This window comes from Halalkalibacter sp. APA_J-10(15), from assembly GCF_023017105.1.
GTDB lineage: Bacteria > Bacillota > Bacilli > Bacillales > Bacillaceae_D > Halalkalibacter.
In genome coordinates this window covers 60,957-73,725 of the sequence record NZ_JALKEV010000004.1, presented here as the reverse complement: position 1 = coordinate 73,725, position 12,769 = coordinate 60,957, and the positions used below count along the sequence as shown (strand labels likewise).

Below are 12,769 nucleotides of genomic sequence, written 5' to 3'. Positions count from 1 at the left end.
TGCTTGCCTATGCTAACATGCTTACTTTTAGAAGAATGATGTAAATTGACTAGAACAGCTTGTTTCCTATGAATATCTTCTATTCGTTGACAATATAAGTGTACAGACAAAGAGTTTGAAGCATTGGAGGGGGGAGAGGGATGGCTCAATGGCTACAGTTGCTGGCATTTCTAACTGTATGCGTTTGCAGCTTTTATTTGTTCGTAAAGGTTGTTTATCATCGTTACCTCTATATGAAGCTTGGCCGAAAAACAGAGTTGAAGACAGATTTATCGAAACGAATTCGTGTGTTTGGTAAGGAAGTATTTGGGCAAACAAAGCTACTGAAGGATCGTAAGAGTGGCTGGATGCATCTGTTGATCTTTTATGGTTTTATCATTTTGCAGTTAGGTGCACTCGATCTCATCGTAAAGGGATTTGGTATTGAAAGGCTTCCAATACCTGGATATGATGTCTTTGTTCTTGTTCAAGAAATAACGGTTTTACTCGTATTATTGGCGATTGGCTATGCAGCATACCGACGCTACGGTGAAAAGCTACCACGGTTAAAGCGAGGAAAAAAACCTAGTATCGTTATATATTTTATTGTCTCACTAATGATCTCTGTCTACTTAACGCTAACATTCGAGCGCGTGATGCATGATTTAGTCTTTTCAGCTTTTGCACCAATCTCTTCATTTTTGGCCCTTCCATTTATTAATATCCATTCCACAGTTGCTTCGAGTCTATTTTATGTTAGCTGGTGGCTTCATTTGCTGATTTTATTAGCTTTTCTCATTTATGTCCCACAATCAAAGCATTTTCATTTGTTAACAGCTCCGGTGAATATTTTTCTAAAAAGAACAGAACCTGTCGGTAAATTGAGTAAATTAGATTTTGAAGATGAGAACGCAGAGTCGTTCGGAGTCAGTCAGGTGGAGGATTTCTCACAAAAACAGCTACTTGATTTTTATGCTTGTGTGGAGTGTGGACGTTGTACGAATGTTTGCCCCGCTACAAACACCGGGAAGCTATTGTCTCCGATGCATCTTATTACGAAAATGCGTGATCATTTAACAGAAAAAGGAGCAGCTGTTACTTCCAAGGCAGCATGGGTGCCAGCATCATTATTTCAAAGTGGAACTCATTCATTTCAAAAAGTGAGTGGAGACGGATTCAGTAATAACAACCAAGTCGGAACCTCAATTGAGGCAACGATGTATATGCAGCAGCAAAGCTGGAGCACAATTGATCAAGATCCTCAATCTGTTCGGTTAATCGGTGATGTTATGACAGAGGAAGAAATATGGGCGTGTACGACATGTCGAAATTGTGAGGATCAATGCCCCGTTGATAATGAACATGTTGATAAAATTGTTGATCTACGCCGTCATTTGCTGTTGATGGAAGGGAAGGTACCATTTGAAGGTCAACGAGCGATGCAAAATATTGAACGACAAGGAAATCCGTGGGGGCTAAATCGTCGTGATCGGGAAAATTGGCTCGATGATCTAGACGGTATTCACATTCCGACTATAAAGGAAAATCCACACTTTGATATTCTTTATTTTGTAGGATCGATGGGATCTTATGATACACGTAGTATAGCTGTTTCAAAAGCGTTTGTACGTTTACTCGATCATGCAAGAGTAAATGTCGCTATTTTAGGAAACGAAGAAAAAAACTCAGGAGATACGCCGAGACGAATGGGTAATGAGCTCCTTTTTCAAGAGCTTTGTCAGGAGAATATCGCTACTTTCCAAAAATATCATGTGAAAACGATCGTAACGACATGTCCACATACGTATCATACATTTAAAAATGAATATCCTGACTTTGGATTAAAAGGGGTGGACGTTCTTCATCATACTGAGCTATTAGAAAAGTTAGTGAGAGAAGGTAAGCTAACACCAACTTATAAGGTGGACGAACGAATTACGTATCATGATTCCTGTTATTTAGGAAGATATAATGCTGTTTACGAGCAACCAAGAAACGTATTAAGGGCAATTGAAGGTGTAGAACTAATTGAGATGGAAAGACATCATGACAATGCGATGTGCTGCGGTGCAGGAGGAGGAATGATGTGGATGGAAGAGTCGGTCGGACAGCGGGTGAATGTTGCCAGAACGGAGCAGGCCCTTAAAGTGAATCCGACTGTCGTGAGTAGTGCCTGTCCATATTGCTTAACGATGATTGAGGATGGAACGAAGCAAAAGGAAGTGGAGGAGATAGTAAAAGCTCGTGATATTGCTGAAATTCTGGAGCTTGCCGTGTTCGGTGATGGGAGGGAAACAAATGGAAAGAGTCATTCGTAAAGTGGCTGTCATTGGCTCAGGTGTGATGGGTGCTAGTATTGCTGCTCATTTGGCTAATGTTGGCATTTCGAGCTTGCTACTTGATGTATGTCCGAGTGAGTTAACGGAACAAGAACGTCAAAAAGGTTGGTCTCTTGATGACAACGAAGTACGAAATCGTCTTGCTAAGCAGGCAATTGAACGATTAAAGAAAACGAAACCAGCTCCCTTATACAATAACGATTTCGCAAATAGAATTAGGCCGGGAAATATCGATGATGACCTTGAGAAAGTGAAAGAAGTCGATTGGGTCATCGAGGTGATTATAGAGAACGTGAAGGTGAAGCAACAATTTTTTGAACGGTTAGAGAAGGTTTGGCAAGAGGGAACGATTGTTAGCTCAAATACATCAGGTGTGTCTATAAATGAAATGGTAAATGGAAGAAGTATCGCTTTTCAATCACATTTTTTGGGGACACACTTTTTCAACCCACCAAGGTATATGAAGCTGTTGGAAGTGATTCCTGGTGAATATACGAAACAAGAGATTGTGAAGAAAGTGGCTCAATTTGGAGAAAATCAACTTGGAAAAGGAGTCGTTATTGCTAAGGATACACCGAACTTTATTGCTAATCGGATTGGGACATACGGTTTGTTGGTGACGCTTCAAGAGATGAACGAGTATCAATTATCGATTGAAGAGGTCGATGCAGTGACAGGACCGGCCATGGGACGCCCGAAAAGTGCAACGTTTAGGACGTTAGATTTAGTCGGAATTGATACGTTTACCCACGTAGCAAATAATGTGTATGAAAAGGTCAAAGATGAAGCTGAGAAGAACGTATTTGCACCTTCAGAGCTGCTATTGAAATTAGTAGAAAAAGGTTGGGTAGGTGAAAAAGCAGGGAAGGGCTTTTACGAAAAAGTAAGGACAGGAAGCAGCAAGGAAATACGATCGTTGAATGTTCATACATTAACGTACGAAAAAAGAAAACAAGTAAGCGGAGCATCTTTGGAAGCAGCAAAGCTTGCTAAGGGAGCAAGACAACGGTTACGAGCATTACTTGCAACGAATGATCAATATTCGGCTTTTGCTTGGACAGTATTGAAGAGAGTGCTGCTCTATTCAGCAGAAAAGGTCGGAGAGATTGCTGATTCGATTGTTGAAATCGATCAGGCGATGAAGTGGGGCTTTAATTGGCAGCTTGGCCCATTTGAAACATGGGATGTTCTTGGCTTAGAAAAGACAGTTGCAAGAATGAAGCAAGAAGGGGAGGTAATGCCAAATTGGGTAAATGAATGGCTAGCTGCTGGACATACGTCTTTCTATAAAGAAGAAGAGCAACATAGCTATTATGTGAAAGATGGCGAGTGGAAAAAGAGAGGGATAAATGATAAGAGAATCTCGCTACAATCTTTTAAGAAAACACACTTGATTACTAGTAATCAAGGAGCTAGCTTAATTGATCTTCATGATGGAGTGGCTTGTCTAGAGTTTCATTCACCGAATAATGCGATCGGTGCGGATATATTACAAATGATTGAGAAGTCTGTTGAACTAGTAGAACGTGATTATATAGGGCTTGTATTGGCAAATGAAGGAAAGCATTTTTGTGTTGGGGCTAATTTAATGATGCTTTTAATGGAAGCTCAAGATGAAGAGTGGGATGAGGTTGAGCATATTATTCACATATTCCAGCAGACGATGCAAAAGTTAAAGCACTGTGAAAAGCCTGTTGTTGCAGCCCCGCATCAAATGACGTTAGGTGGTGGAGTTGAAGTATGCCTACCTGCCGATCAAATTGTCGCTCAGGCTGAGACGTATGTAGGGCTAGTGGAGGTCGGTGTTGGTTTAATTCCAGCAGGAGGAGGCTGTAAGGAATATGTACGTCGAATGAGTGAGAGCATTCCTTGCGATCAAGTGGATGTTCAACCTGTTTTAAATGAGTTATTTCAAACGATCGGAATGGCGAAAGTGTCAACTAGTGCTGATGATGCGAAAAGATTAGGGTATTTACGGCAAAATGATCGAGTTATTATACATGAGGATCAACGAATCTACGAAGCGAAACAGACTGTATTACAGCTCGCTAGAAACGGATATCAGCCTCAAGAGGAACAGAAGATACGTGTCACTGGAAAAGAAGGAGCTGCCATTATGAAGCTCGGGGCAAACCAAATGAAGCTAGCAGGGTCAATAAGTGAGCATGATCACCTAATTGCTTGCAAGCTCGCTTATGTATTAGCTGGAGGGGATGTGAGAGCAGGTACGTTGGTGAGTGAGCAATATATGCTCGACCTGGAGAGAGAAGCGTTTTTAAGTTTATGTGGCGAACCGAAGACACAAGCGAGAATGGAGCACATGCTAATGAAAGGGAAGCCATTACGTAATTAGGAAGGGGTGAAGAAGATGAGAGAGGCTGTTATCGTATCAATTGCACGAACCCCCGTTGGAAAAGCAAAAAAAGGAGCATTTGTCCAAACGAGGATTGAGGATTTAGGTAAGGTTGTACTACAAGAGGTTATTCGTCGAGCACCGGGAGTTACGAAAGAGGATGTCGATGATGTCATAATCGGATGTGCCATGCCAGAAGGAGAGCAAGGATTGAATATGGCACGAACGATTACGTTATATGCTGGTTTTCCTGTTTCAGTACCAGCCATAACGATTAACCGTTTCTGTTCATCTGGTTTACAGTCTATCGCCCTTGCAGCAGATCGTATTCTTGCAGGTGGAGCAGAGACGATTATTGCTGGAGGGATGGAAAGTATGAGCCATGTGCCGATGACCGGCTTTCATTTTTCTCCCCATCCAGTAATGGTTGATGAGATGCCCAATGTTTATATGGGAATGGGGATGACAGCTGAAGTGGTGGCTGAGCGTTTTCATGTAAGCAGAGAAGAACAAGATCAATTTGCAGTAAAAAGTCATCAAAAAGCGGCACGAGCATTAGCGAATGGGAATTTTACTGAGGAGATCGTCCCTGTAGAGACGCTTCGAACGCAATTTGTCGATAATCAATTGCGTAAATGGAAGGTGGAGGTTAAGCAGGATGAAGGGGTGAGATCAGAAACAAATGCGGAATTATTGAGAGAGATTAAACCAGCGTTTAAACAAGGAGGAACAGTCACAGCAGGAAATGCTTCACAAATGAGTGACGGAGCAGCTGCTTCTATCGTTATGAGTAAGGAAAGGGCTGAAGCACTTGGATTAGAGCCGCTAGCGACGTTTCGTTCTTTCGCATTAGCGGGTGTTGAGCCAGACATTATGGGGGTAGGACCTGTAAAGGCCATTCCTAAGGCGTTAGAAATGGCTCAACTCAGTATTGAAGATGTTGATTTGTTTGAAATCAATGAAGCCTTTGCCTCTCAATGCTTGCATATCATTCGTGAGCTTCACCTTGATGAAGATAAGGTTAATGTGAACGGTGGGGCCATTGCACTTGGCCACCCATTAGGCTGTACAGGGACGAAGTTAACGGCCACTTTACTTTATGAGTTAAAGAGACGCGGGGGAGGTATTGGTGTTGTTTCAATGTGTATCGGAGGAGGTATGGGTGCAGCTGCTGTAATTGAAGTGAATGGAGAGAGGGGGAGAGAAAAATGACAAAGTACGTAGCAGGTGGTAGTTATATGTTAAATGAGGTGAACTATCAATCTGTCATGACACCAGAGGACTTTCAGACGGAACAACGAATGATTGCAGAAACGACGAAGGAGTTCATTGAGGAAGAAGTGATCCCACGTGATGAAGAGCTTGAGGCGCTTAATTATGAACGAACGGTCGAACTTTTACAAAAGGCAGGTGATATCGGCTTATTAGGGGCAGAAGTTCCTGAAGCGTATGGTGGTTTAGATGTTGATAAAATTAGTTCGACATTAATTAGTGAGCGTCTAGCAAAAGGTTCTTCATTTGCACTTTCCTTAGGAGCGCATGTTGGTATCGGTTCTTTACCTATTGTTTATTTTGGAAGTGAAGCTCAAAAGGAAAAATATTTACCAGCTCTTGTTACAGGTGGGAAAATTGCTGCTTACTGTTTAACAGAACCATCCTCTGGTTCTGATGCCCTTGGTGCAAAAACGACTGCAGTGTTATCAGAGGATGGGACGCATTATGTCATAAATGGTACAAAACAATATATTACAAATGCTGCCTTTGCCGATGTCTTTATCGTTTATGCGAAAGTAAATGGCATGGAATTTAGTACATTTATCATCGAACGCTCGATGGAAGGTGTCACTGTTGGTCCAGAAGAAAAGAAAATGGGTATTAAAGGGTCATCAACATGTCCACTTATTTTAGAAGATGTTCGTGTACCTGTTGAAAACCTGCTTTGGGAGATTGGGAAAGGGCATGTAATTGCATTTAACATTTTAAATATCGGTCGCTTTAAACTAGCGGCTGGCTGTCTCGGTGCTTCCAAGGAAACGATTGAATTAAGTGCTCATTATGCGAATGAACGTACTCAATTTGGCAAGTCGATTTCATCTTTTCCACTCATTCAAAAAAAATTAGCAGAGATGACTGTTAAGACGTATGTGTTAGATAGTGTTGTTTACCGAACAGCAGGTCTAATGGAGGAACGTCTTAATCAAGTAGAAGAACAGCAGGATGTCGGTACGGCATCGGCTAAAGCTATAGCTGAATATGCAATAGAGTGCTCTATTAACAAAGTATTAGGGTCAGAAACATTGGATCTCATTGCCGATGAAGCCGTACAAATTCATGGAGGTTATGGCTTTATTCAAGAATATAAGGTTGAGAGAATTTATCGTGATTCACGAATTAACCGTATCTTTGAAGGGACGAATGAGATTAACCGTTTACTCATACCAGGTACATTGCTTAAACGCGCCATGAAAGGTGAGCTTCCTCTTATGGAAAAGGCTCAAGAATTGCAAAAGGAATTACTTTCCTTCGTTCCAGCCCGGACATTTTCAGGAGTGCTTGATGAGGAGCGTCATTTAATAGAAATGGGGAAGAAAATCTTTTTAATGGTTGGAGGGGTAGCCGTTCAGAAGTATCAGCAACAGATTGAGCAGGAGCAAGAGCTTCTAAGTCACCTAGCTGATATGATGATTGCCATTTACGGAAGTGAAAGTGCTTATGCGCGAACGATGAAAATAATGGATGCAAAAGGAGAGGAGAAAGCTAGTCATGCCATGACGATGACGAAGGTCGCTGTTCATGATGCTTTTACGAAAGTGGAAATGCTAGCAAAGGAAATGCTCGTCGCTATGGAGGAGGGGGATTTACTGAGAACACAGCTATCACTGTTGAAAAAGCTTTCACGACGCTCATCTGTCAATACGATTGCCCTAAAGCGTCAAATTGCTGAGAAGGTTGTGACAGCTGAAAAGTTTATTGTTTAATAAGTGGTTTAGGGAGGGGGTGTCGACGACGAGCACCCCTGTTGACAACAAGAATATGGATAAAGGGGTGTAAGGGATGTCTGAAAAGGTGTGGTTAAGTACGTACCCAAAAGAAGTGGCACCGTCTTATGAATACCCGAAACAAAACCTCGCACAATTTTTGATTGATACTGCCCAAAAGTACCCTAAGAAGAAAGCGCTATATTTTTTAGGAACAACGATGACGTATGATGAATTATTAATGAGGACATACCAATTCGCAAACGCTCTAAAGAATATTGGTATCCGTAAAGGAGATCGCGTATCCATTATGCTCCCGAATTGTCCACAAGCCATTATTTCCTATTATGGATCATTAATGATTGGGGCGATTGTCGTACAAACGAATCCAACTTATGTTGAACGAGAGCTTGAATATCAGCTAAATGATTCTGATGCAAAAATAATCATTGCCCTCGACCTTTTATATAAGCGTGTCCAACGAGTGATTCCACAAACGAATGTAAAGTATCAGGTTTTCACTTCTATTAAAGATTATTTACCATTCCCGAAAAATATCCTCTATCCATTAAAAGTAAAGAAAGACGGCTTATCGATGGATGTCATGTACAGTGACACAATCTATTCATTTATTAGGCTACTGAAAACAACTTCAAGTACACCAAGTACGGTTGAGCTCAAGCCGACGAAGGATTTGGCATTGTTACAATATACAGGAGGGACGACTGGCGTATCAAAAGGTGTGATGCTGACCCATTACAATTTAGTTGCTAATACGTTGCAAACGAGAGCATGGTGTTACAAAAGTGAAGAAGCTAGGGAAAAGTACTTGGCAGCACTACCGTTTTTTCATGTATTTGGAATGACGGTATTAATGAATTTATCGATGAGAATGGCTGGAGAGTTAGTTTTGTTACCAAAATTTGATATTGATATGGCGTTAAAGATGATTGATAAACAAAAGCCAACGATCTTTCCTGGGGCTCCAACGATGTATATTTCGTTGATCAATCACCCCGACGTAAAAGAATATGATTTATCCTCTGTGAATATTTGTATTAGTGGTGCAGCCCCTCTCCCTGGGGATGTACAGGATACTTTTGAACAGCTAACAGGAGGGAGGCTAACGGAAGGCTACGGCTTAACAGAAACGTCTCCAGTAACACATGCCAATACGATTTGGGAAAAACGAAAGCTAGGTTCAATTGGAATACCATTTCCTGATACTGAGGCAAAGGTCGTTGATCCCGAAACGGGTGAAGATGTCGATAATGGTCAAATTGGTGAGCTCGTTATTCGAGGTCCACAGGTGATGCTAGGCTATTGGAAAAAAACTGAAGAAACTCATCAAGCCATACAAAATGGCTGGTTTTACACAGGGGACATGGCGACAATGGACAATGATGGTTTCTTCTATATTATCGATCGAAAGAAAGATTTGATTATTGCTAGTGGCTTCAATATTTATCCTCGTGATATTGAAGAGGTTTTGTTTGATCATCCGAAAATTATTGATGCTGTTGTCGTAGGAGTACCCGATGAATATCGTGGTGAAACAGTAAAAGCATTTCTAGTTCTGAAAGAAGGAACAACATTGGATGAAGAGGAGATCGATTCCTTTTGTCGCGAACGGCTTGCTCCTTATAAAGTACCGAGAATCTATGAATGTAGAGATAGTTTACCAAAAACATTAATTGGTAAGACATTACGGAGGGTATTAATAGAAGAGGAAAAAGAAAATCAATGATCCAACGGAATCGTTTGAATCTTGCTGAAATGGGGATAAGATAAAGGAGGGGGATTATGCTCAAATATGTTATGAATGGGGAATAGGAATGAGATACAAAAGAGATGAATCATTTCGCTATGAATTTAAACAACCGTTAGATGGGACGTTTACAATCTTAACGGAGAGGGAGACATCAAAACCAGCTTCAATTCATATTTATGATGTAAGTCCAGGAGGGATAAAATTCACGACAATGCTTGACCTTCCGATTGAGGAAAAAGGGTATCGTTTAAAAGTCGAGACGGTATTAAGTGATGCACGGGTCGAGATAATAGGGACGATTGTATGGAAAAAGCCATCACACGGTCAGTTTGTATATGGATTTGAAGCAGAGGAAGATGAAGAATTAGAGAAATACTTAATTCATTTATTAAAAAAACATATTAAAACAATTGAAGAATAGAAATGGGAGAATGCTTCATGAGCGTGAAACTCTTGGAGCATTTTTTGATGTGAAGTAACTTAAGGTTAGTAGGTTGATTGGTTTTCATGTGAAACCTCTGAAGAAGTAAGGTTCGACTTTTCTCCTGCCATTCATTTGAGTAACTTTCGTGAAACGTTTATAGGAAAGCTTTCGTTATATAAGTAGTAATGGAGGTGTAGAAGGTGATTAAACGAATGATGGCAATAGGTCTAGTTGTGATAGGGTTAACGGCATGTGGAACTGGAAATCAGGGTGAACAAAGGTCGTCAGTAACAGTAAGTGATTTAGAAGAGTATAACGTTCAACAAACCGCAGTTGAAGTGACAGAAGGAGATTTTATATACAGGCTAGTTTCTGAAAAGGATTACTATAAGGATGAAGCTGTACAATTGTATGCAGAGCTTGAATATATTGGTGAAAAGGATGAAATGACGATTTATCACGCGGCCTCTCCATTTTATTTTCCAATGAAGGAAGAAGTGCGAGGCTTTGATATTGGTTATTCAATGAATGAACCATTAGTGGAAACGATTCTACAACAAGGTGAGCCATATCGTGAGAAGTATCAAAGAAGTGGAGGATACAGCGACCAAGACGAGGAAGAATATCAGAATTTTATGAAGGACTTTCTTGAAAATGGTTTTCTAACTGGCTACTACATCGTGAATGGCTTTGCTGATTTTTATGTTGGTCCTGAGAATGAGGAAAAGGATATGTATCGGATGGAGGGGCAAATTGGTTTTAAAGTTGAGGAGTAATAAAGGTGAAAAATAAAGGACACCAAAAAGGTTAAAAAATTTAACTTTTTCAGTACCCTTAAAAAATATAGTCGGTGATGAATGATCACTCCTCATCCATATCGTTTTTTAATTTAGTGCGCCATATGTGAGTATGTGACTGTCGAGTTTTTCATATAAATCAATCAAGTGTTCATAGCATTCAAACATTTGGAAAACTGAATTGATTTTCTCAACAAGGTGCAAGGCGACTTGATTATAAACACTTTCAAGAACTTTTTTTAGGTGAGAATAAACGAGCATCATTATTCGCTTGTCAACTTGTGAACGCTAAGATGAAGAATTTGAATTCGTCTCTCTGTGTATGTTATAGAGCAATATGAAAAACGTAATTTTGTAACGTTCGTGTAACACTAGAGGTGATAGTCTGATGTTAGGGTGCATGAAACAAGTTATGAATCAAGGATGGGAGGTTACTATTTAACTGAGTTATTAAGAGAAGGAAGAGTATGTCTACATGATTTGTAGAGATACTCTTCTTTGTGAAAGAAAAGTTGAATGAGGTCTTGTTAAACTTTTAATTATACGTCTCATTCAAATAATGGAAATACGAAATTAACGAGAAACCATAGGAACCCAAAGAAAATAATAATATACGTAAGGTATTTTATAAAAGCAGATCCAACTTTACTGACATCATTCTTTTTCTCAACGGTTTTCTTTTCCATATCAACATCTTTATTCATGAATGAAACCTCCTTGTTTGTGATTAAGCTTATACATGCAATACCCGAACTTTTTTGCTGTAAACATTTCAGGACAATTCTAGTGAATTCATTTTGAAGAAAATAATAAAGCAAAAAGAGGGATTTTTCGGCTTTTGTAGAACTCTTTTTATTATATAAGGAAGGGAATTGAAAAGGAGGAATCATTAACATGAGACGAGTAGAGTTGGATTCGTTTTATTTTGCTGGTGTAGGAACGAAAACGAGTAACGAGAAGGAGCTGACAGCTGAGGGTGTCATTCCGAAAATGTGGGAACAATTTTATCAACAATCGATTTCAGAAATGATAGAAAATAAGAAGGACAATACGGTGTTAGCTTTGTATTCTGATTATGAATCTGATGTAAGTGGTGCGTACTTCTTTCGAATTGGTCATCAATTACAGTCAAGGTCAGATCAGAAAGAAGGTGTAGTGTTAAAGGAAATACCTGCTGCGGAGTATATCATTTTTACATCTAAAAAAGGTCCTATATCAGAAGTTGTTCCACAATTATGGCAAGAAATTTGGAACTATTTTAGTACGTCAATAGAAATTCGTTCGTATTCAGGAGATTTCGAAATATATGATGAACGAGCGGGAAATCCGAATGAGGCGATAGTAGACATTTATATCGCTATTGAGGGTAGATAAGTGCAATGTATTTTCATATTTGGTCCACAAGCGGTTGGGAAGATGACAGTCGGCCGTGAATTGGAGAAGTTGACCGGCTATAAGCTATTTCATAACCATATGACACTAGAGTTGCTACATCCATTTTTGGGGTTTGGTCAAGAGACATGGCGATTGTCGACATTATTTCGAAAAGAAATCTTTCAAGCAATCGTCAAGGAAGGTCAATTAAAAGGGATTATCTTTACGTTTGTTTGGGCTTTTGATCAAGAGGAAGATTGGGAGTTTGTAAATGAGGTAAAATCGTTATTTGAGTCGTATGGGTCTAATGTAGTGTTTATTGAATTAGAGGCTGACCTTAAAGAGAGGTTGAAAAGAAATCGTACGTCATACCGATTGCAAGAAAAGCCTACGAAGAGAAATGTGGACATATCAGAGCGTGAGCTAAAAGAGTCTATAGTGAGGCATCGTCTGCAATCATCAGCAGGCGAAATTAAACACGAGAAGTATTTAAAAATAAATAATATGCATTTAAGTGCAAAAGAGGTTGCGGTTAGGATTCAGCAACATTTTTTAAAGTAACATAATGGCATAAAGGCTTATCGGCCTTTGTGCTTTTTTATTTTCAAATAACAAAGGGTAGCAGTGTTAAGAAGAAGCCGATAACAAGAAGGATTCACAATTTTTAAACAGGTTTAATTGCAATTCTGTTATGAATCATTTAACCTCTTATTATAGGACTTATTTCTTGTATATAAAGTCTCATTAATTAAAT

The 12,769-nt window shown here is 39.7% G+C and carries 10 protein-coding genes; 9 read left to right on the top strand and 1 reads right to left on the bottom strand.

What is annotated here, in order from left to right; all coding sequences use genetic code 11:
* Positions 1-140 precede the first annotated feature (140 nt).
* The 7 genes from MW695_RS06235 to MW695_RS06205 all read left to right on the top strand — a co-directional run bounded on the left by MW695_RS06235 (position 141) and on the right by MW695_RS06205 (position 10,620).
* The gene (locus MW695_RS06235; RefSeq protein WP_247104256.1) at positions 141-2,297 is read left to right on the top strand and encodes a (Fe-S)-binding protein; all 2,157 of its coding nucleotides are present in this window, start codon (positions 141-143) and stop codon (positions 2,295-2,297) included.
* Positions 2,278-4,671, top strand: coding sequence for a 3-hydroxyacyl-CoA dehydrogenase/enoyl-CoA hydratase family protein (locus tag MW695_RS06230; RefSeq protein WP_247104254.1), 2,394 nt, complete (start codon positions 2,278-2,280; stop codon positions 4,669-4,671). The genes MW695_RS06235 and MW695_RS06230 overlap by 20 nt, the downstream gene beginning before the upstream one ends.
* Before the next feature lie 15 nt (positions 4,672-4,686).
* Positions 4,687-5,883, top strand: a complete 1,197-nt coding sequence (locus MW695_RS06225; RefSeq protein WP_247104253.1) for an acetyl-CoA C-acyltransferase — start codon at positions 4,687-4,689, stop codon at positions 5,881-5,883.
* Positions 5,880-7,649 carry an acyl-CoA dehydrogenase family protein gene (locus tag MW695_RS06220; protein WP_247104252.1) on the top strand — a complete coding sequence of 590 codons (1,770 nt, stop codon included), beginning with the start codon at positions 5,880-5,882 and terminating at the stop codon, positions 7,647-7,649. Before MW695_RS06225 ends, MW695_RS06220 begins: the two co-directional genes overlap by 4 nt.
* A gap of 76 nt (positions 7,650-7,725) precedes the next feature.
* Positions 7,726-9,396: a long-chain-fatty-acid--CoA ligase gene (locus MW695_RS06215; protein WP_247104251.1), complete on the top strand. Its 1,671-nt coding sequence runs from the start codon at positions 7,726-7,728 to the stop codon at positions 9,394-9,396.
* An 88-nt stretch (positions 9,397-9,484) separates the two neighbouring features.
* Positions 9,485-9,841, top strand: coding sequence for a PilZ domain-containing protein (locus MW695_RS06210; RefSeq protein WP_247104250.1), 357 nt, complete (start codon positions 9,485-9,487; stop codon positions 9,839-9,841).
* A 203-nt stretch (positions 9,842-10,044) separates the two neighbouring features.
* A complete protein-coding gene (locus tag MW695_RS06205) occupies positions 10,045-10,620 on the top strand; it encodes a hypothetical protein (RefSeq protein WP_247104249.1) in 576 nt (191 codons plus the stop codon).
* A 569-nt stretch (positions 10,621-11,189) separates the two neighbouring features.
* On the opposite strand, the gene MW695_RS06200 is transcribed toward MW695_RS06205, so the two are convergent.
* Entirely contained in the window at positions 11,190-11,345 is a 156-nt protein-coding gene (locus MW695_RS06200) for a hypothetical protein (RefSeq protein ID WP_247104248.1), read from the bottom strand.
* A 190-nt stretch (positions 11,346-11,535) separates the two neighbouring features.
* Here MW695_RS06200 and MW695_RS06195 point away from each other — a divergent pair, with 190 nt between their 5' ends.
* Both MW695_RS06195 and MW695_RS06190 read left to right on the top strand, forming a co-directional pair.
* Positions 11,536-12,015: a GyrI-like domain-containing protein gene (locus tag MW695_RS06195; RefSeq protein ID WP_247104246.1), complete on the top strand. Its 480-nt coding sequence runs from the start codon at positions 11,536-11,538 to the stop codon at positions 12,013-12,015.
* Complete coding sequence (locus MW695_RS06190) at positions 12,016-12,576, top strand: AAA family ATPase (protein ID WP_247104245.1); 561 nt, start codon at positions 12,016-12,018, stop codon at positions 12,574-12,576.
* Positions 12,577-12,769 lie beyond the last annotated feature (193 nt).